The following is a 26,743-nucleotide window of genomic DNA, read 5'->3' on the forward strand; positions in this document are numbered from 1 at the left end:
TCCCCACAACCCCTCCGTTGTTGGGGCCCCGCCCGGCGTTTCGGGCCTGTTCTGGCTGGCGCCTCGGCCGCGAGTCTCGAGGCCGAAACGGCGAGACCGAGGGGGCCTCAACCCCGCGCGCCAGCGCGCCAAAAACACAGCTAGGCTGCCGACATCGACAGGTTCGGACCGGCCGGGCCGGGCAGGAGCGTGGTGACCACGGGTGGGCTGATCTTGGCGGCGACACCGCTGGGTGCGATCGGGGATGCGTCGCTGCGGCTGCGGGAGGCGCTCGGCAGCGCCGATATCGTGGCCGCGGAGGATACCCGGCGGACGCGGTCGCTGGCGGACGCGCTCGGGGTGGAGATCCGGGGGCGGGTGGTCAGTTTCTACGATCACGTCGAGGAGGCGCGGATTCCGGCGCTGCTGACCGAGATCGCGGACGGCCGCACCGTGCTCCTGGTGACCGATGCCGGTATGCCGTCGGTGAGCGACCCCGGCTACCGGCTGGTGGCGGCCTGTGCCGAACGCGGCCTGCCGGTGACCTGCCTGCCCGGGCCCTCGGCGGTGACGACGGCGCTGGCGCTGTCGGCGTTGCCGGTGGACCGGTTCTGTTTCGACGGTTTCGCACCCCGGAAGCCGGGCCGGCGCAAGGAGTGGCTGGGCACGCTGGTGGGGGAGAAACGGGCGTGTGTCTTCTTCGAGGCGCCGCACCGATTGGCGGATTGCCTGGCCGACGCGGTGGAGGTGCTGGGCGGCGACCGCCGGGCCGCGGTGTGCCGGGAGCTCACCAAGACCTACGAGGAGGTCGTGCGCGGCACGCTGGCCGAACTCGCCGACTGGGCGGTGGACGGGGCGCGCGGTGAGATCACCGTGGTGCTCGCGGGCGCCGTGGGCACCGTGGTCGATCCACAGGATCTGGTGGCGCAGGTGGAGGAGCGCGCCGCGGCGGGGTTGCGTCTCAAGGACGCGAGCGCGGAGATCGCCGAGGTCGCCGGGGTTTCCCGGCGGGAACTCTACGATGCCGTGCTGGCCGCCCGCCGCGCCGCGGTGGACTGATCCGGCGCCGGATCAGTCCTCGGTTTTCGGCTCCACATAGCGCGGGAACACCGGCGCGGGAGCCGGGAGCGCGACACCGGACACCAGCGGGGTGGCGAGCGCGGCGAAATCGCGGTCCTGCTGGGCGAGCAGGTCCAGGATCCGCGCGGCCGAGCCGGGCAGGACCGGCTGGACCAGGATCGCCACGATTCGGACCACCTCGAGAGTGACGTAGAGGACCGTCGCCATCCGGGCGAGATCTTCCTCGGTACCCGATTTGCGCAGCGCCCACGGCGCCTGGGCGCTGAAGTACCGGTTGGTCTCGCCGAGGGTCAGCCAGATCTGCTCCAGCGCCAGATGCATCTGCTGCACGTCGAATTCGGCCCGGCAGCGTTCCAGTAGTCCGTTCGCGCGGTCGAGCAACGCCCGGTCCTCGGCGGTGAACTCGCCCGGAGTGGGGACGGCCGCGCCGCAGTTCTTGGCGACCATGGTCAGGCTGCGCTGCACCAGGTTGCCGAATTCGTTGGCGAGGTCGGCATTGATCCGGGAGACGATGGCCTCGTGGCTGTAGCTGCCGTCCTGGCCGTAGGAGATCTCGCGCAGCAGGAAGAAGCGCACCGCGTCCAGCCCGTAGGTGTCGACGAGATCCAGCGGGTCGACCACATTGCCGACCGACTTCGACATCTTCTCGCCCTTGTTGTACAGGAAGCCGTGCACGAAGACCCGGCGCGGCAGTTCGATCCCCGCCGACATCAGGAACGCCGGCCAGTACACGGTGTGGAAGCGGGTGATGTCCTTGCCGATGATGTGCACATCGGCGGGCCAGTACTTACGGAACGCGGCGGACTCGGTGTCGGGGAATCCGGCGCCGGTGAGGTAGTTGGTGAGCGCGTCCACCCAGACGTACATCACGTGGTCGGGGTGGCCGGGGACCGGTATGCCCCAGTCGAAGGTGGTGCGGGAGATCGACAGGTCCTTGAGACCGGCCTTCACGTAGCTCACGATCTCGTTGCGCCGGGTGGCCGGGGCGATGAACTCGGGATGTTCGTCGTAGAGGGCGAGCAGTTTGTCCTGATAGGCCGAGAGCCGGAAGAAGAAGTTGGATTCCTCGGTCCAGGTGACCGGGGTTTTCGTATCGGTGGAGATACGGCTGCCGTCGTCGAGCAGCGTGGTCTCCTCCTCGGTGTAGAACGCCTCGTCGCGCACCGAGTACCAGCCCGAATAGTTGTCGAGGTAGATATCGCCGTTGTCCAGCATCCGCTGCCAGATGGCGGCGCTGGCGAGCTGGTGGTCGGCGTCGGTGGTGCGGATGAACCGGTCGTAGGAGACGTCGAGGGTCTTGTCCATCGACTCGAATACATCGGAGTTACGGGCGGCCAGCTCCTCCACCGGAATGTTCTCGGCGGCGGCGGTCTGCTGCATCTTCTGACCGTGCTCGTCGGTTCCGGTCATGAAGAACACGTCGTACCCGTCGAGCCGCTTGAACCGGGCGAGCGCGTCCGAGGAGATGTACTCGTAGGCGTGCCCGATATGCGGCGCACCGTTGGGGTACGCGATGGCCGTGGTGAGGTAGAAGGCGGGACGATCGACTGCGCTCATGGTGTGTCGATTCCATCATGCGGACCGCAGTGAAGCCGACTCGACTGCGTGTTCATGCCCTCAGAGGGTACTTGCAGGGCTCCGCGGGCCGAGATCGATGTGGCAGTGAACGCCCTCGCGCTGCCGGTACCGCGGGGCGCGCTGCCCTCTGTGCGGCCGGACGGGGGTCTCTAGTGTGGTGCCCGTGCCTCTTCTCGATCGTGTGCGTGAATCCCGCCCCGCCCGCGCGGTGGGCCCCGTCCTGCGTATGCGCCCGCTTCGGCGACGGGTCGCGGACCGATGAGCGCGAAGCGTCCCGCGCCGCCGTTGCCGGAGCCGCTGACGCCCTTGGTCGACGCGCATACCCATCTGGACGCCTGCGGCGCCACCGACGCGGCGTCGGTGGCGGAGATGGTGGACCGGGCGGCGGCGGTGGGTGTCGGCCGGGTGGTGACCGTCGCCGACGATCTGGACGCCGCTCGCTGGGCGGTCCGCGCCGCGAACTGGGACGACCGGGTGTACGCCGCGGTGGCATTGCACCCGACCCGGGCGAATGCGCTCGACGACGCGGCGCGGACCGAGCTGGAGAAGCTGGCCGCCGATCCGCGGGTGGTGGCGGTCGGTGAGACCGGGCTGGATTACTACTGGCCGGGCAAGCTGGAGGGGTGCGCGGATGTCGAGACCCAGATCGAGGGTTTCCGCTGGCATATCGATCTGGCGAAGCGCCTCGGCAAACCGCTGATGATCCACAACCGGGAAGCCGATCACGACCTGTTGAGCGTGCTGCTCGACGAGGGCGCGCCGGAGACGGTGATCTTCCACTGTTTCTCCTCGGACGCGAATATGGCGGTGTCGTGTGTGGCCGAGGGCTATGTCCTGAGTTTCTCGGGGACGGCGAGTTTCAAGAACGCGCACGAATTGCGGGAGGCGGTGCGGGTGGTGCCCGACGAGCAGTTGCTGTTCGAGACCGACGCGCCGTATCTGACCCCGCATCCGTATCGGGGCGCGCCCAACGAGCCGTACTGCCTGCCGTACACCGTGCGCGCGGTGGCCGAGGTCCGTGGCCAGGATCCGGGTGAACTGGCCGAGATCAGCACGGCGAACGCGCGCCGGATCTATCGATTCGGCCGCGGCTGAGCCCCGTTGATCTCGAGTGATCCGAATCACAAATCAACCTGCTGGGATTTCGTCTACCTGGGGTGGGGGGCCCGCCGTGGATGTGAAGAATCTGTGGGTCGGTTCGCGGCGGTTGTCGCGGGCCACCGGCTTCGTTATCGTCTCGTGACCGTGTCATCCTTTGCGAGGATCAACTCCTCACGCTCGCCCCTGCTGTATCTGGTCATCGCCGCTGTGTTGCTGACCTTGATCGCCGGCGCCGGTGCGGCCATCGCCACCCACGACTCCGGTGCCGAACGGGCGCATTCCGCTCCGGTGGGCGTGTCGTACTCGCCGGTTCTCGGCGCGGCCTGAGCTTCCCGCCCGCGACGGCGGCCGGACTCGGGTTGGTAGGTTCTCCCGGTGTCCGATGCCGAGATGATGGTGCGTGGTCAGGCCGAACTGCTGGGTCCCGCGCAGGTGCGCGAACTGGCGGAGCGGCTGGGCGTGCGCCCGACCAAACAGCTCGGCCAGAACTTCGTGCACGACGGCAACACCGTCCGGCGCATCGTGACCGCGGCCGGTGTCGGGCGGGCGGACACCGTACTGGAGGTCGGACCCGGCCTCGGTTCCCTGACCTTGGCGCTACTGGATGTGGTGGATACCGTCCTCGCGGTGGAGATCGATCCGGTGCTGGCCGGGCAACTGCCCGCGACGGTGCGGGAGCGGGCGGCCACGCTGGCCGAGCGGCTGACGGTGATCCCGGGTGACGCCCTGCGGATCGGGTCGGCGGCGCTGGCGGCGGCGCCGACCGCGCTGGTCGCGAATCTCCCCTACAACGTGGCCGTGCCGGTGCTGCTGCATCTGCTCGCGGAGTTCCCGAGTATCACCACCACGCTGGTGATGGTGCAGGCCGAGGTGGCCGACCGGCTCGCCGCGAAACCGGGCGGCCGGATCTACGGGGTGCCCAGTGTGAAGGCGGGGTTCTACGGGACCGTGCGTAAAGCGGGCGCGGTGGGCCGTCAGGTGTTCTGGCCGGTGCCGCAGGTCGAATCGGGTCTGGTGCGTATCGATCGGTTCACCGAATCGCCCTGGCCGGTCGACGAGGCGCACCGGCGCCGGGTTTTCGAGGTGGTAGATCTGGCGTTCGCGCAGCGCCGCAAAACGCTGCGCGCCGCGCTGGCGGGGTGGGCGGGTGGCCCCGCGGAAGCCGAGCGGCGGCTGCTCGCCGCCGGGATCGCACCGACAGCCCGCGGGGAAACCTTGGACACCGCGGCGTTCGTCCGCCTCGCCGCGCAGTCCTGATCCGTTCGGATCGACCTCGGTCGCCCGATTACCTGGCGATCTCGTAACCGGCTTCGTCCACCGCCGCGGCGATATCGGCCTCGGCGATGGGAGCGCTGCCCTCGACGACGACCCGGCCGGACGCGAGGTCCACGTCGACGCCGGTGACACCGTCGATCTTGCCGATCTCGGTCTGTACCGACTGGACGCAATGCCCGCAGGTCATACCGGTGACGGTGTAGGTACTGGTCGTGGCCATGACATCTCCTTCGTGTTCGTTCCCGTTCGGGACATCCCGCCGTCGAATATACCCCCCCGGGGTAGTGGCGGCAATATGGGTTGCACCGCACCGACCGGGCCCGTTCATCCACCCGCCCCGAACGGGATCCTCGGTGCTGAGAACCGCTTACGCGATACCCCGGACCGGAGGGACATCGGGCGTACTTTCGCCGATACCGCGGCCGTGCGCGGGCCGTCGTCGGGCTTCGCCCAGCCGCGCCCATCAGACGTACCTCCGCCTTCGCTGCGGCCGTGCGCGCACTGTGTATGGGCTCCGCCCAACTGTGCCTATTAGGCTGGGTCACCGTGCTGTCCGTTGTGCCCAGTCCCGTCACCGTGCGGGCCCCTTCGAAGGTGAACCTCCATCTGGGAGTAGGTGACCTGCGCGCCGACGGCTACCACGAGCTCACCACCGTGTTCCAGGCCCTGTCGCTCGCCGACGACCTGGAGATCACTCCCGCCAACTCGCTCACCCTGCGGGTCACCGGCGAGGGCGCCGCCGAAGTGCCCACCGACCGGACGAATCTGGTGTGGAAGGCGGCGGTCCGGCTCGCCCAGGTGGCCGGCCGCGCGCCCCTGGTGGAGATCGCCATCGACAAAGGCATCCCGGTCGCCGGCGGTATGGCCGGCGGCAGCGCCGACGCGGCCGCCGCGCTGGTCGGCCTGAACGAGCTGTGGGAACTGGGGATGAACCGGGACGAGCTCGCCGCGGTGGCCGCCGAACTGGGCAGCGATGTGCCCTTCGCCCTGCACGGTGGTACCGCACTGGGCACCGGGCGCGGGGAACGCCTGCTTCCGGTGCTGTCCCGTAATGCCTTCCACTGGGTGCTGGCGCTGGCCAAGGGCGGGCTGTCCACCCCGGAAGTGTTCACCGAACTCGACCGGCTGCGGGTCCAGGGCGCACCGCCCCGGCTCGGCGAACCCCAGAAGATCATGCAGGCGCTGGCCTCCGGTGACGCACACCAGCTCGCGCCACTGCTCGGCAACGATCTGCAGGCCGCGGCGGTCTCGCTGCGCCCCGAACTGCGCCGCACACTGCGGGCGGGCGTGGAGGTCGGCGCCCTGGCCGGACTGGTCTCCGGCTCCGGCCCGACCTGCGCGTTCCTGTGTGAATCGGCGGAATCGGCGGTGGCGGTCGCGGCGGAACTGTCCGGCGCGGGAGTGGCCCGCAGTGTGCGCACCGCCACCGGCCCGGTACCCGGCGCACGGGTGATCGGTCACGACGAATCGCACCCGCCGGCGCCCGAACCCGGACCGGGCCCGCGCCGCGCCTGATCGCCGGGCCCCGGACCGCTGCCGCGCACCCTCGGGGCGGCTCGACAGGCGTAAGGGCGCACCTCCGCGTTTGCTGCGGTTGTGCGTGGGCCGCGGGTGGGCTGCGCCCAGCGGTGCCTATTAGGCTGATCGGGGCCCCGTAGAGGCGTGGCCGGCAGCCGGAGGCGGAAGGATCCATGTCCAACCTGATCAACCTCGAACAGGTCAGCAAGAGTTTCGGGATCACACCGCTGCTCGACGGTGTATCGCTCGGTGTGCACGCCGGTGACCGGATCGGGGTGGTGGGCCTCAACGGCGGCGGGAAGACCACGCTGCTGGAGGTGCTGACCGGTATCGAGGAGCCCGACCGCGGCCGGGTGAGCCGGCTCGGCGGGCTGCGCCTGGCGGTGGTCACGCAGCGGGGTGTCCTGCCCGAGGGCGCCACCGTCGGTGAGGTGGTGCTGGCCGGACTGGCCGACGACGCGCCCACCGGCGATATCGCCGAACACGAATGGGCCGCGGATCCCCGGATCCGGTCGGTGCTGGACGGTATCGGTATCGCGGATCTCGGCCTGGAAACGTCGGTCACCAACCTGTCCGGTGGCGAACGCCGCCGGGTCGCGCTGGCGGCCGCGCTGGTGCGGGAACTGGATCTGCTGGTCCTCGACGAACCGACCAACCATCTCGACGTCGAAGGGGTGGAATGGCTGGCCGGGCACCTGCTGGCCCGGCGTAGCGCGCTCGTCGTCGTCACCCACGACCGCTGGTTCCTGGACACGGTCGCCACCCGTACCTGGGAGGTGGTGGGCGGCCGGGTCGAAACCTACGAGGGCGGCTACGGCGACTGGATCTTCGCGCGGGCCGAACGCGCCCGGCAGGCCGACGCGACCGAGGCCCGCCGCCGCAACCTCGCCCGCAAGGAACTGGCCTGGTTGCGGCGTGGGCCGCAGGCTCGTACTTCTAAACCGCGTTATCGGGTGGAGGCCGCCGAGGCGTTGATCGCCGATGTGCCGCCGCCGCGCGATTCGGTCTCCCTCGCCGCGTTCGCCAAGAAGCGCCTGGGCCGGGTGGTGGTCGAGCTCGAGGACGCCACCCTCGCCACCCCGGACGGCCGGGAACTGGTGCGCGATCTCACCTGGCGGCTCGCCCCCGGCGAACGGGTCGGTCTGGTCGGGGTGAACGGATCGGGCAAGACCACGCTGTTGCGCGCGCTCGCCGGTGATATCGACCCGGTGTCCGGGAAACGGATCCAGGGCCAGACCGTCCGGATCGGCTGGTTGCGCCAGGAACTCGACGATCTGCCCACCGATATGCGGGTGCTCGAGGCGGTGCAGGAGATCGCCATGCGCATCACGCTCGGGGAAAGCGGTAAAGCGCTGGAGCTCTCGGCCGGGCAACTCGCCGAACGGCTCGGTTTCACCCCGGCCCGCCAACGCACCCCGGTGCGCGATCTGTCCGGTGGCGAGCGGCGCCGCCTGCAACTCACGCGCATTCTCATGTCCGAACCCAATGTGCTGTTGCTGGACGAACCGACCAACGACCTCGATATCGACACCCTGCAGCAGCTCGAGGATCTACTGGACAACTGGGCCGGAACCCTGGTGGTGATCAGCCACGACCGCTATCTGGTCGAGCGGATCTGTGACAGCACCTGGGCGCTGTTCGGTGACGGCGCGCTCACCAACCTGCCCGGTGGGATCACTCAGTACCTGCGCCGCCGCGCCGAACTCGCGGCGGGCGGTTCCGGTTCCTCCCGGGCGACGGCGCAGTCCGCTGCGCAGCCGGTGGCGGCGCAGACCGATTCCGCGGCCTACCGTGCGGCCCGTAAGGAACTGACCCGGCTGGAACGGGCCATCGACAAACTGGGCGAGCGGGAGAAGACCCTGCACGCGGCGCTTGCCGAGGCCGCCACCGAACCCGGCAAATTGGTGACATTGGGCGCCGAACTCGAGGACGTCCAGGCCCAGAAGGAAACGGCCGAAGAGCGCTGGATGGAACTCGCCGACCAGGTCTGAGCGGCCCGGGGTTCAGTGGTTCTCGGCCGCCGGGCCGCTCTCCCCGGTGATCGGGAGGCTCGCCTGGACGAACTCGCCGCCGAACGAGGTGAGCGCGATGCCACGGTGCTGGAGTTTGCCGCGGCCACCGGCCTGTTTCAGCAGTTCGATCGCGGGAGCCTGGGCCTCCAGCAATTGGTAGCGCTCGGGTGTGCCCACCGGTTCGGGCAGCAACTCGATGAGCCCGATCCGGCGCAGATTGGCCAGGTAACGCTGGACCCGGCCGGGATGGCGCAGCCCGGCGTGCTCGCCGATCATGCTGACCCCGATCTCGGCCGTACCCGACGCCTGTTCCGCCTTGCGGGTAGCGCGCCGGGTACGGCGGCCGCCGCGGACGGTCACGGCCGGTTGCGGCCCGTCGAGGCTTAGCAGGCGCAGGATGCGGGCCTCGTCGGAGGTGAGTTCGGCCAGAATGCGGGCAAAGGCCGGATGGCCTTCGTCGGCGGCCCGGGGGCTGGCGGCCAGGCGCAACAGCGCGGCTCCCTGTGCACGCAGTGACCGTTCCGTCGGGTTGTCCAGAGCCGACGGTTCCGCCGCCGCGACACCCAGCGCCCGGCGTAGCGCCTCCTGGGCCTGCGCGACCGCTTCGGTGCGGATCTCGGCCGGGGGAAGCCCGGCCATACTGCCCCGCACCACCGTCTCGGTGATATCGAGAGCGGTGTGCACACCCCACCGGGTGGTGCCCGAAACCGCGGAGGCCGCGACCCGCGCGACCCCGCTCACCGCCCGGACGGTCGCGGCCGGGCCACCGGGCCGCCCGCTCTCGCCGGCCCGACCGCTACCGTCGCGCCGCTCGGGCTCGCCGCTGTCGCGCGTTTCCCGTTTCACAGCCATGTCGTCGCCACCCCCGTTCCGAAGACCAGGATATGCGCGTATCCGGCGAACAGGCCCAGCACGCCGCCGTGTACGAACAGCAACCACTCGTCCTGTTTGATCGCCGCCCGCAGCATATCGACGAAATCGTTGGGCGACAGTTCGGACATCTGCTTGGAGATATAGGCGCCGATCTGTTTGCCCTGGCGCACGTTGAAGTCCTCGTCGGCGAAGGCGAGCGGCGCGATGGCCATCGCCTCGGTGGTCAGGGTCTCGGTCAGCGTGCGGTAGTCACGGCTGCCGAGGACCAGTTTCACCGCCCCGCGGGCCGGTCCCAGCGCCCGGTCGGTGGCGGGTCTCAGGGTGTCCTCCAGCATCTGCAGGGTGCGGTCGGATTTGGGGCCGTTCAGCAGTTCGTCGCCTATATTGGCCACCGTCATCACCTGGGTCGAGACCAGTTCCGCGTATCCGGTCGTGATCTCGTCCTGGCGTTTGATCAGCAGGCCCTGCCGCCACGGGCACCACCGTTTCGGCTCGGCGGGCGCGAAGATCATGTTCAGACCGACCCAGTTGACGACCCAGCCGATGATCACCCCGCCGATCGGCAGCACCGCCAGCGTGGGCCAGCCGGTGAGCTGCAGAATCGCGACCAGCACCACGCCCATCGGGGCGCCGGAGTAGAGGCCGAAATTCTGCATGAATCGCAATTCCTTGGCGCCGAGCACCTGGAACAACTGATTGAGCAGTTGCGGCCGCGCCTGGAAATAACGAATGACCATCTGTTTGACATCGAGCAGCTGATCGATGTTCGCGCCGAGTTCGGTGGTGAGTTCGCGCAGAATATCCGGCAGTTGCCGGCGCACTCTTTCGTGTACTGCCTCCCGGACCTGGGTGGGCAGGTTGTACCAGAGCTGCGGATGTTCGCGGCGCAGGATCGTCTCGACGATATCGCGGATCTGGGTCTCGGCCGTCCCCGCCAGATGCTCGGCGAGGACGTCGGGTTCCAGTTCCCGGTAGAAGTCGGTGACACTGCCCAGTTTCGAAAGACCTTTGTCCACCGCGATACTGGCCATCTTGTCGGCCCGCGAGGGGACGATGCCCTGCCAGCCGAAGCGGCCGTCATGGCTGAGCAGCGGCAGGATCTGGATCCGTTTGGGCAGATACGGGTACAGATACCGCAGGCCGGGTAATCGGACACCGTGAAATGCGATCGGCCGGAACAGCATCAGCACACCGGTCCAGTTGGTGACGTAGCCGATGACTCCGGTGAACAGAGGAATGGTCAGCAGTTCCAGGAGGATCGTCGGGTGCACCCCGAATACACTTTCCAACACGACACACCCTCCTGCTCCGGTGATCGCCGCCTCACCGGGACCCTCAAATTAGCATCACTGCCGAACGACCACCGCGCCGCGGCGGACGTCCCGGCGGCAGCGCGTTCGGGCCCGGCACATCAGTGTCCCAGACGAGAGCCGGATTCATGGTCCGGCGGCGAGTGATTGCGGCGAATGGGCAATAATCGGTGAGCGGATTCGTTCCTCTGGCGATATCGGAGTAGACGTGGCAGACGACAGGCCCGGACAGGAGATCCCCCGGACCGGTTCCCGTGCCGTGCAGCGCAGCGGGTCCCCGGGGGCCGTGCGGGCGCCGGGAATCGCACGCGGTGCGTCGCCGAACGGTGCGCGCCCGTCCGCCTCGGATGTCGAACGCCGGCCCCCGTCGAGTGTGGAACGCAGCGCCGATGTCGAACAGCGGCAGATCAGCAACGAGGCCCGTCTCATCCGCGGGGTGTTCCGGGCGGCCGGTCTGGCGGCGGGCGGTGTGGTGCGCGGTGGCCAGTGGGCGGTCAACACCTCCTACGAGATGACGCGGGAGATCACCCAGGCCGCCCTGGATGGGGAGTCCTCGGCCGAGATCGCCGAGCGGACCGGTAACGCGCTGCGCTCCATCGCGCGCAGTGCCCTCGGCGTCACCGAGGGGTCGGTGCGCGAGATCGTCAGCTACGTCCCCACCGGGCAGACCCCGCCCCAGCAGACCGTGGCGGTCGGTTCCTATCTGCGCTCGGCCAGCGTCGCCGAACTGCGCCGGCGCGGGGACGCCCTGCTGGCCCGGTCGGCGGATGTGTACTTCACCGAAGAGGTGCATCCGGCCTATGACCGGATCCTGGACGAACTGGCGCCCGACGAGGCCCGCATCCTGCGCTACATGGCCCTCAACGGGCCGCAGCCGACGGTCGATGTGCGCACCAACCGTCCGCTGGGCATCGGATCGGAGTTGATCGCCGGGGGGTTGACCTCGGTACCGGAGCAGGCCGGGGTGCGGTACATGGATCGCGCGCGCTCGTACCTGATCAACCTGAGCCGGTTGGGCCTGACCCATAATTCCGAGGATCCGGTGGTGCTGAGCCGCTATATGGTGCTGGAGGTCCAGCCGATCGTGGAGGCGGCACTGAAAAAAGCGGGCCGCGCACCGAAAATCGTCCGCAAAAGTTTGCGTCTGACCGAGTTCGGAGAGGATTTCTGCCGGACCTGCTTCACCATCGGCAACGGCGAACGGCCCTGATATCGGCCCGTGGAACAGGTCCCCCGGCGGATCTACCCGGTTCCTTTCGTAATCGGTGATCTGTGCCCGCGGTCCGTGATATCGCCGACGCAGGATAGCAATCCGATACAGATCTGAATTACCTCCCAAATTGTCCATTTCAGGTGGGATGGTGGAGAGATGGACCAGGGCGAAGAGCGCAACGATCCCGGGCCGCGCCCGGGTGGTTTTCCGCGGCGGCCGGGCCAGAGCAGCGACACCATGGCCTTCTCCGGCGCCGCGCTGGCGGCCGCATTGGGGGCCGGACTCGATGTCTCGCTGCCCCCGCGGCTCGAGCCCGAGGGCGATGCGCCGCTGACGATGGGGCCGATGCGGCCCGGTGAAGGACCTGGGGTGACCGCTGTGGCGACCGACGACGTGCTGGCGATACACCGCCTGAAATACCGGTACCTGCGCACCCTGGATACCAAACTCTGGGACGACCTCGCCGATACGCTGATACCGGAGGCCACGGCCACCTACAGCGAATACCTGCAGTTCGAATCCCGGGAAGCATTTCTCACATTTCTCCGTAATACGCTCGGGCCGCACGTCATCACCGAACATCATTGCGATCACCCCGAGATCGATATCGACGGGGACCGGGCGACCGGAGTCTGGTATCTGTCCGATACCGCGCTGATTCCGGAGAACAATATGCTGATGCGCGGTTCCGCCTTCTACAACGACGAATACGTCCGTTGTGACGACGGCCGCTGGCGGATCGCGCACACCGGATACGAACGCACCTACGAGGTGGTGCTCTCCCTCGGAGATCTGCCCAGCCTGCGGCTGACCGCCAACCGCTGGGGTCTGATCCAGCAGGCCACCGGGGTCGAAGCGGTCGAGCGTGTCCCGCGCGACCACCCGGAGGCGGGGGCGCGGACGGGTAACGGCGAGGTCGACACCGGCCGTGAGTACCCGGGCCCGGAGGGCCGGGCGGCCGGTTGAGTCCGGTCAGTCGGCGGCGGCGACCAGCGGTTCCAGCGTGAGGTCGGGCATCTCTTTCCGGATGTACTGCAACCGCCATTTATCGCTGAACACGGCCAGGATCGCGCCGTCGCTGCGGGTGAACACCTCCACCCCGCGCTGACGGTCGAGTTCGGGCGCCGATTCGGCGTCGGTGCGCCGGGCGATCGTATAGGCGAGGTGGTCGAGCTGGGTCTCGACACCGAACTCACCCTGCATCCGCGCCGTCACCACTTCGAACTGCATGGGCCCGACCGCCGCGAGGACCGGAGAGGCGTCACCGCGCGAATCGTTGCGCAGGATCTGCACCACTCCCTCGGAATCGAGCTGGTCGATGGCCTTGCGGAACTGCTTGTACTTGCCCGCGCTCTGCGCCCGCAGCGCGGCGAAATGTTCCGGCGCGAACGACGGGATGGGCGGGAACTCGACCTTCTTGTCCACGAACAGCGTGTGACCGGGGGCCAGCGCGGTCGCGTTCACCAGGCCCACCACGTCACCGGGGTAGGCGGTATCCACGGTGGCGCGTTCCCGGCCGAACACGGTGAGCGCGTATTTGGTCGCGAACGGACGACCGGTCTGGGCGTGGGTGACGACCATGCCGCGTTCGAACTCCCCGGACACGATCCGCATGAACGCCAGCCGGTCGCGGTGGGCGGTATCCATCCCGGCCTGCACTTTGAACACCACCGCGCTGAACGGATCCGCGGGCTGCCGCGGGGTGCCGTCCACCGCGGCCCGGGAGCCGGGGGCGGGCGCCAGCTCCACCAGGGTTTCGAGCAGCTGCCGGACCCCGAAGTTGAGCATGGCCGAGGCGTAGATCACCGGGGAGGTCTGCCCGGCGAGGAAGAGTTCCTGGTCGTGGTCCTGGCCGGTGGCCGAGAGCAGTTCGCTCTCCTCCGCGGCGGTACTCCACGGCTCACCCTCCCGGGCCTCGGCGGCCTCGGGGGTCAGCGACTCCTCGGGCGCGATCGTGGCGCCGCCGGCGGTACGGGTGAAATGGATGTATTCGGCGGGGGCGCCCTCGGGCCCGCGGCGCAGCAGGCCGCGGAAATCGCCGGCGATCCCGACCGGGAGGAACAACGGGGTCGGCGTGAGGCCGATCCGCTCCTCGATCTCGTCGAGCAGTTCCAGCGGGGCGCGACCCGGCCGGTCCCATTTGTTGATGACGGTGACCACCGGGATCCCGCGGTGCCGGCACACCTGGAACAGTTTCAAGGTCTGCGGTTCCAGGCCCTTGGCGGCGTCGATCAGCATCACCGCGGCATCGACCGCGGTCAGCACGCGGTAGGTGTCCTCGGAGAAATCGGCGTGACCGGGAGTGTCGACGAGATTGATCACATTGTCGATCTCGGAGCCGGCGGCCCGATAGTTGAACTGCAGCGCGGTGGAGCTCACCGAGATACCGCGCGCCTTCTCCATCTCCATCCAGTCCGAGACCGTCGATTTACGTCCGGCCTTGCCGTGGATGGCGCCCGCCTCGGCGATCTTGCGCGCGTGCAGCGCGAGAGCTTCGGTGAGCGTCGATTTCCCCGCGTCGGGGTGGGAGATCACGGCGAAAGTGCGGCGCCGCGACACCTCGGCGGCCAATCCGCGCGCCGCGGGTGCGACGGGGCCCTCGGTGGAGGCGGTCAACGGAAACAACCTTTCGGACGATCGGGACAACCTGTCCAGGCTACGTGACGGTGCTGACCAGGCGTCGACGTGCCGCCCCACTACCCGATTCAGGAGTCATGCGGGGACTGAGTTACAGTATTCGGGTTGTCTCGGCGAGGGTCCGCGCTTCTGCGGCACCGTGATCGACGCGGCGCGGCTTCCGGCCGCCTCCGATCGGTCTTCGCCTGACGAGCAGACCAACCGACCAGGGGCGCGATTACCCTGGCACCGCCCACCAGCCCGGTAGAGCCGTAGGAGTTATCCAGTCATGTCCGACGTCAACCTTCTCGAAGCGCAGATCCGCACCGAGTTCGGCAAGGGCGCCGCGCGCCGCACCCGCCGGGCGGGCAACGTGCCGGCCGTGCTGTACGGACACCAGTCGGACCCCCAGCATCTGTCGCTGGACGCGCTGTCGTTCGCGGCCATCCTGCGTCAGCACGGCACCAACGCGGTGCTGAACCTGAATATCGAGGGCAAGAAGCAGCTCGCGCTGACCAAGTCGGTCGTGGTGCATCCCATCCACCGCTACATCGAGCACGCCGACCTGCTGATCGTGCAGCGGGGCGAAGCGGTCACCGCCGATGTCCCGGTCGCCCTCACCGGTGAGGCCGGCCCCGGCACCCTGGTCACCCAGGAGGCCACCACGATCTCGGTATCGGCCGATGCCTTCAACATTCCCGAGTCGATCGAGGTCTCCATCGCCGGCGCCGAGGTCGGCACCCAGATCACCGCGGGCGCCATCGAGCTGCCCAAGGGCGTCACCCTGGCCGGTGACCCCGAGGCCCTCATCGTGAACATCGTCGAGCCCCGCACCGCCGAGCCGGAGACCGGGACCGAAGCCGCCGAGGGCGAGAGCGCCGAATAAAGAACCGGCCCCCTCTCGATGGCCGATACCGCGCCGGCGCTCGTCGTCGGCCTGGGTAATCCGGGTCCTGCCTATGTGCGCACCCGGCACAATGTGGGCTTCCTGGTCGCCGACTCGCTCGCACAGCGGGTCGGCGGCCGGTTCACCGCCCACAAGAAATCGGGCGCCGATCTGCTGCAGGCCCGTTTGGACGGACGGCAGGTGCTGATCGCGAAACCGCGGTCGTACATGAACCTGTCCGGACGGTCGGTGGCGGCGCTGGCCCGGTTCTTCTCGGTCCCGCCCACCGAGGTCGTGGTGATCCACGACGAGCTGGATATCCCGTTCGGTGAGATCCGGCTCAAACGTGGCGGCGGTGAGGGCGGGCACAACGGCCTGCGATCGGTGTCGGGGGCCCTCACCAGCAAGGATTATCTGCGGACCCGTATCGGTATCGGGCGACCGCCCGGCCGGCAGGATCCGGCCGATTACGTGCTGAAGCCCTTTTCGTCGGTCGAGCGCAAAGAACTCCCGATCGTGGTGGAGCAGGCCGCCGACGCTGTGGAACTGCTGCTGCGGGTGGGGCTGGAAGCCGCGCAGAACCAACTGCACTGAGCGTCGGTGACCGAAGGTCGGGAGTACGGCGGCGTCCGCAGCCGGCGTATTACGATTTGTGTTACATTTGGCTTATGGGCACTTTGAACGTACGCACTGACGAGGCAATGGAAACCGCGTTGGCCGAACTGACGTCGGGTACGAATCGGACCCGCTCGGAAGCCGTTCGCTATGCGTTGTTGCGCACTTACAAGGAACTCGTGCTGGAACAGGCGACTGCGGATGCGGACCGTCTTGCCGAAGATCCCGCCGACCAGGCGGAGATGCTGGCGATCCAGCGCTTCATGGGTGTGGCGTGATCTTTCGTGGTGCGATCTACGACATCAAAGCCGTACCGGGTACCCGTGGGCACGAACAGCAGGGCCGACGCTGTGCCGTGATCATCCAATCCGACAGGTTTCCCGCGAGTACCGTCATCGTGGCGCTCACTTCGACCAGTGCCGCACCGGCGATCTACCGGCCCGAGATCGAGATAGACGGTACCCGGACACGAATACTCGCCGACCAGATCTACACGGTCGCCCCGGAACGGCTTGGTGATTTCCGGGGCAGCCTCGAGGGTGATGAACTTGCCGAACTGGACCGGGCACTGTTGTTGAAGCTCGGATTGTTCTGAGAAGATCGCCCGGTCTCAGATCCGGGCTGCGAGGACGAGAGCAAAACGGTTGTCGGGGTCGGACCATGCGTGTTCGGTGGCGAAACCGGCGCCACGCAGTTCGCCGTCGAGGGCGGGGAGCCGGAACTTCGCGGAGATCTCGGTACGTATCTGCTCGCCCTGGGCGAAACGCGCGGTGAAACCGAGATCGGCGACCGTGACCTCCATTTCGCGGGTGGCTTCCAGCCGCATTTCGATCCATTCGTTGGCGGCATCCCAATGCGCGATATGGCGGAAGGCCGCCGGGTCGAAATCGGCGCGCAGCCGGGAATTGAGTACCCGCAGCACATTGCGGTTGAATTCCGCCGTGATGCCGGCGGCATCGTCGTAGGCGGGGACCATGATTCCCGGATCCACCACCAGGCCCGCGCCCAGCAGCAGTTGTTCGCCCGGTTCGAGGACATCGTGAATACCGGTGAGGAATTCGGCGCGTTCCTCGGGAACCATATTGCCGATGGTTCCGCCGAGGAACGCGATCATCCGGCGTCCGCCGCGCGGCAGCGTCCCCAGGGTGTCGGTGAAATCACTGACCACCCCGTGGACCGCCAGGCCGGGAAACTCCGCGGCCACCTCGTCCGCCGAAGCCCCGAGGGCGGTGGCCGAGACATCCTGTGGGACATAGGTTTTGAGTGGGCCCTCCGAGGTGAGGGCGTTCAGCAGGATGCGGGTCTTGGCCGCCGACCCCGACCCCAGTTCGACCAGGACCTCCGCCTGCGCGATACGGGCGATCGCCGGAGCGACCGATTCCAGCAGAGCGCGTTCGGTGCGGGTGGGATAGTACTCGGGCAGCGCGGTGATCTGCTCGAACAATTCGCTGCCGCGGGCATCGTAGAACCATTTCGGCGGCAGCCATTTCGGGCTCGCGGTGAGGCCGCGCCGCGCGTCGGCGCGCAGCGCCTCGGTCAGGTCGGCATCGGTGAGATGGACTTCCACGATCGGCTGGGTCATATCGGAAGGCTTTCGGTCGCGGTGGAGCGGCCGAGGTCGAGGGTTTCGACACTCAGCTCGCCGGGTTCGGCACAGACGAGACTCCGATCCGGCAGCTGCTGCCACCGGGCGTCGTCGTCGTAGGGTTCGGAGGACAGCACAGCGAATTCGTCGCCGATCAGCGCGTACAGCGAGTGGTAACAGGTCGTGGCCCACAGCGCCGTGCCGTTGCCGAGCAACAGGTTCACCCGGGCGTCGGGCGCGTGGTGCAGCACCCCGGTGACCAGCAGGCGCAGTGCCGTGGCGGGAGTTTCGGCCAGGCCGGCCGGGGGTTCGGGGTCGAGCAGCCGGCGCAACAGTTCCCAGAGTGCGGCGGAATCGGTCAGCGCCTCGGCTTCGAGGAGATGACTGGTCTCGTAGCGGCGGGTCATCCCGGCCCGGGTCGCGGCCGTATCGAGATCGGACAGGACCGCGGTGAGCACCGAACGCCACCCCGGCACTACCCCGTTGTGGCTGAACGCCCAGTTCTCCCAGAGGAACGGCGCGCACGCCGCGCGTTCCACCGGCATACCGACCGTGGCCGAGCGGACCGATCCCAGAACCGCGTGCGAGGTCAGTTGCGGCAGGACCTCGTCCACCGCGGGATCGGTCCAGATGGGTTCGGCATTGCGGTAGCGGGTCACCGAGGGCGCGTCCGGACCCCACCAGGCGACGCCGAAGCCGTCGGCGTTGATCGTGCCGCCGCCGCGCATCTCACGGGGCGCCCAGGCCTGGGTGCGCAGCGAGTGTGGGCCGCGGGTGAGCACTTCGCCCACCGGCACCGGTGTGCCCACATAGCCGATGTGCCGGCACATCAGGCCTCTTCCGGGCCCACGGTGCGAGCCAGCCGGAAACCGGAGAAGATCTGCCGGCGGATCGGATGATCCCAGTTGCGGAAGGTGCCGCGGCAGGCCACCGGATCGGTACCGAAGGAGCCGCCGCGCAGCACCCGGTAGTCGCCGCCGAAGAACACCTCCGAGTACTCGCGATACGGGAAGGCGTGGAAGCCGGGGTAGGGGTGGAAGCCGGAAGAGGTCCACTCCCAGATATCACCGATCAGCTGGTGCACTCCGGCGGGTGAGGCGCCCGCGGGATAGGCGCCGATATCGGCCGGCTCCAGGTGCCGCTGGCCGAGGTTGGCGTGGGTGGAACCCGGTTCCGCATCACCCCACGGGTAGGCGCGGGTGCGCCCGGTGTCCGGGTCGTAGCGGGCCGCCTTCTCCCACTCCGCCTCGGTGGGCAGCCGTTTACCGGCCCAGTTCGCATAGGCCTCGGCCTCGAACCAGCACACGTGCACCACCGGCTGCTCCGGGCGCAGCGGCCGCAACGCCCCGAACACCCGCCGCCACCACCGGCCGTCGGTATCGCGTTCCCAGAACTGCGGCGCCGTGAGCCCGGCCTCGTGCCGATGCGCCCAGCCGCGCATCGACCACAGCTCCCGCCGCTCGTAGCCGCCGTCGGCGACGAACGCGAGATACTGCGCGTTGCCGACGGGGGCCGCGTCGATCGCGAACGCCGGGACGTGCACCGGATGCGCCGGCCGTTCGTTGTCCAGCGCCCAGGGGTCGGTCGAGGTGCCCATCACGAACTCACCGGCCGGGATCACCACCTCACCGCGCACCGCCGTGCGGGCGGTGGGCGGGGCGGGAGCGGTCAGGGCCGGTGCACCGGTGCGCAGCTGGTGCGTGGCGAGCATGGTCTCGTCGTGCTGCTGTTCGTGCTGGGCGATCATCCCGAATGCGAAACCGCCCGCGACCAGCCGGTTGCCCTGGAGCGGGCTGCGATCCAGCACATCCCATACCTTGTCGCGTACCGTGCCGACATAGCCCCGGGCCTCGTCGGGGCCCAGCAGCGGCAGCTGCCGCCGGTTCGGGCGCGCGTGCTTGAACGCGTCGTACAGTTCGTCGATATCGGGGCGCACCGGGTCTTGGCCGCCGACATCGCGGACCAGCCACAACTCTTCCTGGCTGCCGATATGGGCCAGATCCCAGACCAGTGGGCTCATCAGCGGCGAATGCTGGGCGCGCAATTCGGCTTCGTCCACGCAGTCGGTGAGCGCGGCGGTCCGTTGCCTGGCCCGGATGAGGGTGGCCGCGATGTGCTCGCGCAGGCGCTCGGTCTCCATGGGCTCGGCGTTCGGCCGGGTGAGGGTCACGATGCTGCTCCGCTCGTCGACGGGGGAACGGTGGGGCGTGCCGGTGCGCCACGGCCGGACTCGTCCTGTGGTGGCCGCCCGGCGGCGCATCGGCGGATCGCGGCGTACAGCCGGGGCTCCGGCCGGGTGCTGTGGGCGGCGGCGGCCTCCAGGACGGCGACGGCCGCCGCCCGCAGCTCCGGCTCGGCGAGGCCGTGCCGGGCGGCATCGTGCCAGCGTCCGGCCGTGGCGCCGGCCGCGGCCGTCGCGTCCGCGACCGCGGACGGGCCGGACAGCAGGGCGTCGACGACGGTGAGCGGGACCGTCCAGCCGTCGCCGGGCTGCGCGTCGAGATAGCGGACCTCGAAATATCCGGCGGGCCGGACCGGTGGGAACAGCGTGGTCAGGTGGTATTCGAGGTCGCCGATATCGGGGCGGCGGCCGATCACCTCGTCCACGGCACCGGACAACCAGTCGGCGAAGGTCACGTCCGGCGGCGCCGCCCAGGCGACCCGTTCGGCCGACTCCGCCCGGCGGACACACAACAGCGGGGCGTCCAGTGCCCAGCGCGCATAGCCGGTGACCGGATCGGGCCAGTCGGCGACCGGTGGGCAGGCGCGGGCCGGATCCAGGTGCAGCCAGGTGCGCATGCGCTGGGAGGCCCACTCGCCGGTGGGCGCCCCGCGCAGCACCGGCGAGCACGCGAAAGCGGCGATCAGGGCGGGACCGACGGCGTGCAGGGCGGTCCAGCGGGCGGTGAGGTCGGCGTGGTCGGCGCCGATATCGACGCTGACCTGGGCTGCCGCCGTATTGCTCATCATCAGCCGCCCGTAGGGGCCGATGCGGGTGAAATAGTGCTCCATCGCCTGGTACCGCGGTAACCCCAGCTGACAGCGGGGGGTGCGGGCCGGATCGGCGGCGGCGGCGACCATCCGGATGGACCGGGTGCCGAGGAGTTCGCGTAGCCGCTGCTCGTCGGCGCGGAGCCGGACACAGAGGTCGGCGGCGTCGGGGACGGCGATGCTGGAGAGTTCGATCTGCCCACCCGGTTCGACGGTGACCCGGCTGCCGCCGGGCAACGGGAGGGCGGGGGAATCGGGCGCGAGGGCGCGGGGTGCGTAGGGGCCCAAAGCCTGGGCCAGTAGTTCGGTTGTGGGCCGGGGCCCGGTCAACAGATGGTGGGCCTCGTCCGGGGCCGGCCGTCGTGCGCCGCGGCGTGCCGTACGACCGGTACGGCAGACGGTGAACCATTCGAGTTCGGCGCCGATGAGCCCGGGTGGGCCCACTTTGAAACAGACGCCCCCGAGAAAGGCTTCCGCCGCCGCGCGGCTGGACAGGGCCGGGTGCGCTGGTAGGTCGCTGGTCGATTCCGGATGTTCGAGCGTGACCGCCATACCAACCTCCGTGCGGCTTCTCGCTGGTTCGTCTCTCGTGTTCGGTGCGGGTGCTGCCCGAGCAGGTGTTCGATTGTCGGTTCGTCTTCGATCGACGGCGGGGCACCGGTCGAGCCGGAGGGCCGGTCGGGCCTCGCGTGGAATCCAGAGTAGCGACGGGGGCGGACACGTTTGCGCCGCGAAGGGGTCACGAATCCGGCATAGGCTCGGGTGCATGGTCGATGAGCAGCGAGTACGTGACGATACGCCCGGGGTCGGCGCCGGAGCGGTTTTCCTGGACAGCGCGGGGTCCTCGCTACCGCCGCGGGTGGTCACCGAGGCGGTGATCGCCCATCTGCGCCGGGAGGCCGAGATCGGCGGATACCGGGCCGCGAACGAACGTCTCGCCGATCTGGCCGGGGTGAAGGACGCGATAGCGACCCTGCTGAACACCACCCCCGGCACCATCGCCCTCAGCGACAGCGCCACCCGCGGCTGGTCGGACTTCTTCTACGCCGTTCCGCTACATCCCGGCGACCGGATTCTGCTTTCCGGGGCCGATTACGCCAGTAATGCCATCGCCGCCCTGCAACGCGCGCGGGCCACCGGCGCCCGGGTGGAACAGATCCCCAGTGACGAAGTGGGCCGGATCGATCTCGACGCACTGGCCGCGATGATGGACGACCGGGTGCGGCTGGTCTCGCTGGTGCACGTGCCCACCAACGGCGGGCTGGTGAACCCGGTGGCCGCCGCGGCGCGGATCGCGCGGGAGGCGGGCGCGTTCGTCCTGCTCGATGCCTGCCAGTCCGCCGGTCAGCTGCCGCTGGATGTCGCCGAACTGGAGGTGGACGCGCTGTCGGCCACCGGACGCAAATGGTTGCGCGGACCCCGGGGTACCGGGTTCCTCTACCTGCGGCCCGAGTTGGCGGCCGCGCTGGAACCGGGCCGGCTCGATCTGCACAGCGCCCGGTGGACGGGTCCGCAGGAGTATGAAATGGCTCCGGACGCGTCCCGGTTCGAGTTCTGGGAGCACGATGTCGCGGCCCGGCTCGGGCTGGGTGCGGCGGTGCGCTACCTGCTCGAACTCGGTCCGGAGGAGGTGTACGCGGCCGTCGCCGAACGCGCCGAGTACCTGCGCGGCGCGCTCGGTGACCTGCCCGGGGTGACGGTCCGCGATCTGGGGGTGGAGCACAGCGGCATCGTCTCGTTCACGGTGGCCGGAACGGCGCCGGTGGAGGTCCGGGATCGACTGCTGGGCAAAGACATCACAGTGACGGTCAGCCATCGCGGGTCCACGCTGCTCGATATGTCGGCCCGCGGTCTGGATTCGGTGGTGCGCGCCTCGCCGCACTGTTTCGTGAGCCGTGACGAACTGGACCGGTTCGTGGCCGCGGTCGCCGCGTTCTGATCGGTGCGCACGCCGGTGCGCCCGCCCCCGAGCGGGGAACGGGCTCACCGGGTCCGCGGTTCATGCGTTGACCGGGATCGACAGCACGACCTCCTTCTCGTTCTCGGGCAGATAGTGCGCCGTGACGATCCGCCCCACCTGCACGTTCCCGATCGCGGTCGGCGGCAGGAACTTCTCGGAGCAGGTGGCGAAGGTGCTGCCGTCGGGGCGGGTGACCACCAGCCCCACCGCGACTTTGGAGTATCCGTCGCGGATCTCGCCCGGGACGGTGAGCGACTGGACCACTGCCTGCGCCGCGATACCGCGAGCGGCGATATCCACCTTCGCCCGGGTGGTGAACCCCTTGCGGATCATGGAGTCGTTCATCACCCGCTGCGCCGCGGCGCTGTCGCCGGACAGATCCAGTTCGACGATGCCGGGCCGGTCCGGCCGGTAGCGGACGGGCAGCACCACACCGGGGGCCAGCAGCGCGAGTTCGGTGAGCGGAACGACCGTTTTCGCCGTGGCGTCGAAACGTTCGCCCTGCGCGCCCTCGACGCCGAACTCGATCCGGATCTGCGGCTGGTCGTTCAGGGTGACCCCGGTGGGGGCGAACGATCGCACGGTGCCCAGACCCAGCGGGGCGTCGCGGAATTCGCCGGTGTTGCGGCCGGTGAGCGCGGTGACGATGCCCGAGCCGGTGAACGCGAAGACCATGACGACCAGGGTGGATGCGATGATCGGCAGGGCCAGGAATCCGTTGAGCCAGGCCATGGCGGCCGGTTCGTAGACGCTGATGGGTTCGTAGGTCAGGCCGTGCCAGAGGTAGAAGGCGATCGCGAGAGCTTCGACGGCGAGGGCGGTGGCACGCAGGGTGCGGATCATGGTTCTCTCCTGAGGGTTGTGGTCCGGATACCTGGCCACCTCGTCGCCCCGGACGTTCGGCCGCGGGGACCGAGGTGCGGGGCGGCGGGGAGCCGGATGTCCGGGCCGATCAGCCGCCGACGACGGTCGAGCAGGCGAAGGTGATCTCGAACGCCGCGGTGGCGGGCCCGGCCAGCGGGTTCGCCATATCGGGGGCGCTGATGCCCTCGCCGGTCACGGTGAAGGTGTCGCCGTCCTTGGTCACCTGGGCGGACCCGCCGGGCTGGCCGTTGCCGTAACCGACCGCGTAGGGCATCCCGGAGGAACCGCCCTGGCTGCCGGCGATGGCCACCGCCTGCACGGTCTTGTCGTCGACGATGCTGGCGCTCACGCTCAGCTGCCCGTACTGGGCGTTGTTGTTGTCCGTGAGGGCCAGTGCCAGGGTGTTGCCCTGCTTCGCGCAGGTGGTCTCGAAATCGCCTGCCAGCGCCTTTCCGTCGACCAGTGCGGCCGATTCGCCGCCGGCGGAGTCCCCCGCGGGGGCCGTGGCCGACGAGCTCGGGGCCGCCGGGGCGGCGGTGGTGCTCGCGTCGTCGCCACAGGCGGACAGCAGCAGGGTGGCGGAGGCGGCGAGGGCGACGGCGCCGAGGCGGAAGATCGTGGTGCTCATGGTGTGTCCTGTTCTCTCGGTGTTCCGGCCCGGTGTGCTGGCCGTTACGAGAAAAGTAGGAATCGCTGCGCGCCTACCGATCCCAACTTTCGGCACCGCCACACCGGCGAAACTCCGATAACCTGGGCACATGCGACGACCGCGGGCCATGGTGCTCGATGAGGTATGGCGCGGTCTCGAGGGCGTCGAGGCGTTGAGCGGCCCGCAGGGCGGGCCGCTGCGCCGGACCGTGAAATCGATCCTCGACCCGCTGGTCATCCGGCCGGTGCAGTACCCGAGCTGTGGGGGCGCGGTGCTGACGGCCGACGGCGCGACCCTGCTCGCCGCTCGCGTCTACGCGCACGCCGATGCGTTGCGCGCGACCGCGGCCTGGTTCACGCTGCTCAAACAGGTGCGCCGGCGGTTGCGGATCACCGAGGGCACCGCGCAGGATCTCTACTTCCAGCGCTGTTTCGAGCTGGCCGCCACCCGGGGTCATCCCGATCCCCACCGGGACCGGGTGCGTGCCGAGGCGGTGCTGCGCGAGATCCACGGTGTCGCGGCCGGGCGCACCACCCAGGCGCTGAAAGATCATCTGACCGATCCCGCCCGGGCCGCGCTGCTCGACGACCTGCTCACCACGGGCTGGGTCCGCCGTCCGCCGCCGCCCGCGGTACCGGTCGAGCACAGCGCACAGCTGCGGCACCTGCTGGACTGTGCGGTCGCCTCCCGCACCGACACCGACACCCGCGCCGGTCGGCGCCTGCTCGACCTACTGGTCGCCGCGAACGCCGGGACACATACCGGGATCGAGTTGTGGCAGGCGGCATCCCGCGTCGCGGCCACCGATCTCGCGCGGTATCGGGCGCACGAACTCGGCCTGACCACCCATTCCGTTCCGCGCCGCCCGGAGGTTGGGGATTCGGCGTCCACCGCGACGCTGGGGTTGCCGTTCGATCGCACCGTGCACGAACGGGTATTCACGGTGCTCCAGGTCTCCACCGAACGCGCCGAACTGCCGCCGATCCCGGACCTGGTCACCACCGAGATCGCCCGCAGTTGCGCACCGTGGGCACTGCTCGGCGAATCACTGCGCGTCACCGCGGCCGCCGGGGTCGAGCTGGCACTCGGCCTGGCGCCGATCGCGCCACCGGACCCGTGCCGATCCCGGGCGGATACCGGCGCGTCGGCCGCGCATCGGCTGGTGAACGGCCGCTGGCAGCGCGAAGCCTATGTGCTGCAGGCCCGGCGGCTGGCCGTCCATCCGCTGCCCGGGGACGGCAACCCGCTCGCCGCCATCGCCGCCGAACTACGGACCCCGTGGCGTCCGTACCTGCGGCGCCTGTGGGTGCGGTTGCACGGGCGCGATGTCCGGGAACTGCCGGTCACCGAGCCCGACGAGCTGTGGGATCTGCTCGACGGGGTGGCCCGCTCGGTGGTGCTCGATCACCGCACCCGCGTCCGGAAAGCCCTCAGCGCGCAGGCGGTGCGGGAGCCGGATACGGCCGAACCGAGGGCGGTCTGATGGTCGACACTGTGCGTATCCAGCGAATCGGGCCGGGGCTGTGGCGAATCGCGCCACCCGGTGCGCCGACGCCGGCCGATGCCGATCCCGGTGTGGACACCGCCGTACTGGAGGTCGGCGGCGGCCACCTGAGCTGGAGTGTGCTGGCGGGCCGGCAGGTTCCGGCGGCGATCCTGCATGATCTGGACACCGCGCAGGAATGGTTGTGGGCGCTCTACGGCGCCGAAGTCGCGGTGGCGGCCGACGCGTACACCGAGCCCGTGGAGCTGCCGGCGCGGCCGGAGCGGCCCGAACTGGCGGCCGCGGTGCGCCGGCTCGGTTACGCGCACTGGGCTGCGCGCTGGTGGCCTGCCTCGACGGTGGACGGTATCCCGGCCCTCGACGCGGCCGAACTCGAGCGCGAGATCGCGGAGCTGAGCGAATTCTGCGAGAGCGTGGTCGCCGGTGCCGATGCCGCGGTACCGGCCGAATCCGAGGAGATCACCGAGGCGGCGGACCGCCTCGGTGCCGAGGATGCCGGCCGTGCCGCCGACTATGCGCTGGCCGCGGGTGGGCAGCGCGACCCACAGGCGGCGCTGGTTCTCGAACGGGGAACCGCGGGCTGGGATTGGCGGTACTGCCCGCCCGGCGTGGTCGACGCCTCCGAACGCGCGGTCTCGTGGGAACTCGTGCGGGTCGCGGGCGTCAATTCGCTGCGGATCCGGGCCGTCGCCGCGCCGGGGCTGCGTGGGGAACTGCCCGAATATCTGCGCCCGCACGCGCTGGTCCGCACCCCGGCGGGCGACCACGGTGCCGCGCTGGTGCCGGCCGGGGACGACTGGACGGCCGCGATCGCCGGGACGGCCGGCACGGTATCGGGGGTGGAGGTCTATGTGCCGGGGGTCGGCCCGGCGGCTCCGGCGGGGGCCGCAGCATCCGCGTTCGAGGTCGGCGCGCCCGGACCCGCACCGCGCGACCTCGCGGCCCCGGCAGCGGATGCGCGGCAGCGGATGCGCATCAGGGAACTCGCGCACGTCCGGCTGCGCCGCGCGGTATCCGGCCCCGGCCCCGGACCCGGTCCGGCGCCCGGTGCCGGGCAACCGGCCGAGGGACTCGCCGACATCACACCCCTGCGGGCCGAGATCACGGCCGCCGAAACAGATTCGGATTTCTGAG

The 26,743-nt window shown here is 69.5% G+C and carries 26 protein-coding genes; 15 read left to right on the forward strand and 11 right to left on the reverse strand.

Features of this window, described 5'->3' with window-relative positions; all coding sequences use genetic code 11:
• Positions 1-192: 192 nt before the first annotated feature.
• A complete protein-coding gene (gene rsmI / locus ACLML9_RS09815; RefSeq protein WP_411945208.1) occupies positions 193-1,038 on the forward strand; it encodes a 16S rRNA (cytidine(1402)-2'-O)-methyltransferase in 846 nt (281 codons plus the stop codon).
• Positions 1,039-1,050: 12 nt separating this feature from the next.
• Here rsmI and metG read toward each other — a convergent pair whose 3' ends face one another.
• The gene (gene metG, locus ACLML9_RS09820) at positions 1,051-2,616 is read right to left on the reverse strand and encodes a methionine--tRNA ligase (RefSeq protein WP_411945209.1); all 1,566 of its coding nucleotides are present in this window, start codon (positions 2,614-2,616) and stop codon (positions 1,051-1,053) included.
• Between the two features lie 279 nt (positions 2,617-2,895).
• Here metG and ACLML9_RS09825 point away from each other — a divergent pair, with 279 nt between their 5' ends.
• The 3 genes from ACLML9_RS09825 (at position 2,896) to rsmA (ending at position 4,995) form a co-directional block, all read left to right on the forward strand.
• Complete coding sequence (locus ACLML9_RS09825; RefSeq protein WP_411945210.1) at positions 2,896-3,732, forward strand: TatD family hydrolase; 837 nt, start codon at positions 2,896-2,898, stop codon at positions 3,730-3,732.
• Positions 3,733-3,882: 150 nt separating this feature from the next.
• The gene (locus ACLML9_RS09830) at positions 3,883-4,065 is read left to right on the forward strand and encodes a hypothetical protein (RefSeq protein WP_411945211.1); all 183 of its coding nucleotides are present in this window, start codon (positions 3,883-3,885) and stop codon (positions 4,063-4,065) included.
• A 63-nt stretch (positions 4,066-4,128) separates the two neighbouring features.
• The gene (gene rsmA / locus ACLML9_RS09835) at positions 4,129-4,995 is read left to right on the forward strand and encodes a 16S rRNA (adenine(1518)-N(6)/adenine(1519)-N(6))-dimethyltransferase RsmA (RefSeq protein ID WP_411945237.1); all 867 of its coding nucleotides are present in this window, start codon (positions 4,129-4,131) and stop codon (positions 4,993-4,995) included.
• A gap of 28 nt (positions 4,996-5,023) precedes the next feature.
• Here the strand turns inward: rsmA and ACLML9_RS09840 are convergent, their stop codons facing one another.
• The gene (locus tag ACLML9_RS09840) at positions 5,024-5,233 is read right to left on the reverse strand and encodes a heavy-metal-associated domain-containing protein (RefSeq protein ID WP_030522301.1); all 210 of its coding nucleotides are present in this window, start codon (positions 5,231-5,233) and stop codon (positions 5,024-5,026) included.
• Positions 5,234-5,559: 326 nt separating this feature from the next.
• On the opposite strand from ACLML9_RS09840, the gene ACLML9_RS09845 reads away from it, so the two are divergent.
• Positions 5,560-6,528 (forward strand): 4-(cytidine 5'-diphospho)-2-C-methyl-D-erythritol kinase, encoded by a 969-nt coding sequence (locus tag ACLML9_RS09845; RefSeq protein ID WP_411945212.1) that lies wholly within the window; start codon positions 5,560-5,562, stop codon positions 6,526-6,528.
• A gap of 176 nt (positions 6,529-6,704) precedes the next feature.
• The gene (locus ACLML9_RS09850) at positions 6,705-8,522 is read left to right on the forward strand and encodes an ABC-F family ATP-binding cassette domain-containing protein (protein WP_411945213.1); all 1,818 of its coding nucleotides are present in this window, start codon (positions 6,705-6,707) and stop codon (positions 8,520-8,522) included.
• Between the two features lie 12 nt (positions 8,523-8,534).
• Here the strand turns inward: ACLML9_RS09850 and ACLML9_RS09855 are convergent, their stop codons facing one another.
• Entirely contained in the window at positions 8,535-9,395 is an 861-nt protein-coding gene (locus ACLML9_RS09855; protein ID WP_411945214.1) for an Abi-alpha family protein, read from the reverse strand.
• Positions 9,386-10,708 (reverse strand): hypothetical protein, encoded by a 1,323-nt coding sequence (locus ACLML9_RS09860; protein ID WP_411945215.1) that lies wholly within the window; start codon positions 10,706-10,708, stop codon positions 9,386-9,388. The genes ACLML9_RS09855 and ACLML9_RS09860 overlap by 10 nt, the downstream gene beginning before the upstream one ends.
• Before the next feature lie 226 nt (positions 10,709-10,934).
• On the opposite strand from ACLML9_RS09860, the gene ACLML9_RS09865 reads away from it, so the two are divergent.
• Positions 10,935-11,936 (forward strand): DUF4393 domain-containing protein, encoded by a 1,002-nt coding sequence (locus ACLML9_RS09865; protein WP_411945216.1) that lies wholly within the window; start codon positions 10,935-10,937, stop codon positions 11,934-11,936.
• Positions 11,937-12,284: 348 nt separating this feature from the next.
• Positions 12,285-12,905 (forward strand): nuclear transport factor 2 family protein, encoded by a 621-nt coding sequence (locus ACLML9_RS09870; RefSeq protein WP_411945238.1) that lies wholly within the window; start codon positions 12,285-12,287, stop codon positions 12,903-12,905.
• Between the two features lie 6 nt (positions 12,906-12,911).
• On the opposite strand, the gene ACLML9_RS09875 is transcribed toward ACLML9_RS09870, so the two are convergent.
• A complete protein-coding gene (locus tag ACLML9_RS09875) occupies positions 12,912-14,555 on the reverse strand; it encodes a peptide chain release factor 3 (protein WP_411945217.1) in 1,644 nt (547 codons plus the stop codon).
• A 289-nt stretch (positions 14,556-14,844) separates the two neighbouring features.
• Here ACLML9_RS09875 and ACLML9_RS09880 point away from each other — a divergent pair, with 289 nt between their 5' ends.
• The 4 genes from ACLML9_RS09880 to ACLML9_RS09895 all read left to right on the forward strand — a co-directional run bounded on the left by ACLML9_RS09880 (position 14,845) and on the right by ACLML9_RS09895 (position 16,651).
• Positions 14,845-15,441: a 50S ribosomal protein L25/general stress protein Ctc gene (locus tag ACLML9_RS09880; protein WP_411945218.1), complete on the forward strand. Its 597-nt coding sequence runs from the start codon at positions 14,845-14,847 to the stop codon at positions 15,439-15,441.
• An 18-nt stretch (positions 15,442-15,459) separates the two neighbouring features.
• Positions 15,460-16,035, forward strand: coding sequence for an aminoacyl-tRNA hydrolase (pth, locus tag ACLML9_RS09885; protein ID WP_411945219.1), 576 nt, complete (start codon positions 15,460-15,462; stop codon positions 16,033-16,035).
• A gap of 74 nt (positions 16,036-16,109) precedes the next feature.
• Positions 16,110-16,334, forward strand: coding sequence for a hypothetical protein (locus tag ACLML9_RS09890; protein WP_411945220.1), 225 nt, complete (start codon positions 16,110-16,112; stop codon positions 16,332-16,334).
• Positions 16,331-16,651 (forward strand): type II toxin-antitoxin system PemK/MazF family toxin, encoded by a 321-nt coding sequence (locus ACLML9_RS09895; RefSeq protein WP_411945221.1) that lies wholly within the window; start codon positions 16,331-16,333, stop codon positions 16,649-16,651. Before ACLML9_RS09890 ends, ACLML9_RS09895 begins: the two co-directional genes overlap by 4 nt.
• A 15-nt stretch (positions 16,652-16,666) precedes the next feature.
• Here the strand turns inward: ACLML9_RS09895 and egtD are convergent, their stop codons facing one another.
• From egtD to egtA, 4 genes are read right to left on the reverse strand one after another with little or no spacing between them, the layout of a single operon-like run.
• Positions 16,667-17,638: an L-histidine N(alpha)-methyltransferase gene (gene egtD / locus ACLML9_RS09900; RefSeq protein ID WP_411945222.1), complete on the reverse strand. Its 972-nt coding sequence runs from the start codon at positions 17,636-17,638 to the stop codon at positions 16,667-16,669.
• Positions 17,635-18,471 carry an ergothioneine biosynthesis protein EgtC gene (gene egtC / locus ACLML9_RS09905; RefSeq protein ID WP_411945223.1) on the reverse strand — a complete coding sequence of 279 codons (837 nt, stop codon included), beginning with the start codon at positions 18,469-18,471 and terminating at the stop codon, positions 17,635-17,637. Before egtC ends, egtD begins: the two co-directional genes overlap by 4 nt.
• Entirely contained in the window at positions 18,471-19,781 is a 1,311-nt protein-coding gene (gene egtB / locus ACLML9_RS09910; RefSeq protein WP_411945239.1) for an ergothioneine biosynthesis protein EgtB, read from the reverse strand. The genes egtC and egtB overlap by 1 nt, the downstream gene beginning before the upstream one ends.
• Before the next feature lie 26 nt (positions 19,782-19,807).
• Positions 19,808-21,184 carry an ergothioneine biosynthesis glutamate--cysteine ligase EgtA gene (gene egtA / locus ACLML9_RS09915; protein WP_411945224.1) on the reverse strand — a complete coding sequence of 459 codons (1,377 nt, stop codon included), beginning with the start codon at positions 21,182-21,184 and terminating at the stop codon, positions 19,808-19,810.
• Positions 21,185-21,398: 214 nt separating this feature from the next.
• Between egtA and ACLML9_RS09920 the strand changes: the two genes are divergently transcribed.
• Positions 21,399-22,571 carry an aminotransferase class V-fold PLP-dependent enzyme gene (locus ACLML9_RS09920; protein ID WP_411945225.1) on the forward strand — a complete coding sequence of 391 codons (1,173 nt, stop codon included), beginning with the start codon at positions 21,399-21,401 and terminating at the stop codon, positions 22,569-22,571.
• Positions 22,572-22,631: 60 nt separating this feature from the next.
• On the opposite strand, the gene ACLML9_RS09925 is transcribed toward ACLML9_RS09920, so the two are convergent.
• Both ACLML9_RS09925 and ACLML9_RS09930 read right to left on the reverse strand, forming a co-directional pair.
• Positions 22,632-23,435, reverse strand: a complete 804-nt coding sequence (locus ACLML9_RS09925; protein ID WP_411945226.1) for a hypothetical protein — start codon at positions 23,433-23,435, stop codon at positions 22,632-22,634.
• 109 nt (positions 23,436-23,544) lie between these two features.
• Entirely contained in the window at positions 23,545-24,084 is a 540-nt protein-coding gene (locus ACLML9_RS09930; protein WP_411945227.1) for a lipoprotein LpqH, read from the reverse strand.
• Positions 24,085-24,232: 148 nt separating this feature from the next.
• On the opposite strand from ACLML9_RS09930, the gene ACLML9_RS09935 reads away from it, so the two are divergent.
• Together ACLML9_RS09935 and ACLML9_RS09940 are read left to right on the forward strand one after the other, a co-directional pair.
• Positions 24,233-25,588 (forward strand): hypothetical protein, encoded by a 1,356-nt coding sequence (locus ACLML9_RS09935; protein WP_411945240.1) that lies wholly within the window; start codon positions 24,233-24,235, stop codon positions 25,586-25,588.
• 11 nt (positions 25,589-25,599) lie between these two features.
• Entirely contained in the window at positions 25,600-26,742 is a 1,143-nt protein-coding gene (locus ACLML9_RS09940; protein WP_411945228.1) for a hypothetical protein, read from the forward strand.
• Position 26,743 lies beyond the last annotated feature (1 nt).

Origin of the sequence: Nocardia sp. NPDC002869 (assembly GCF_046764065.1) — a bacterium.
GTDB classification, from domain to species: Bacteria; Actinomycetota; Actinomycetes; order Mycobacteriales; family Mycobacteriaceae; genus Nocardia; species Nocardia rhamnosiphila.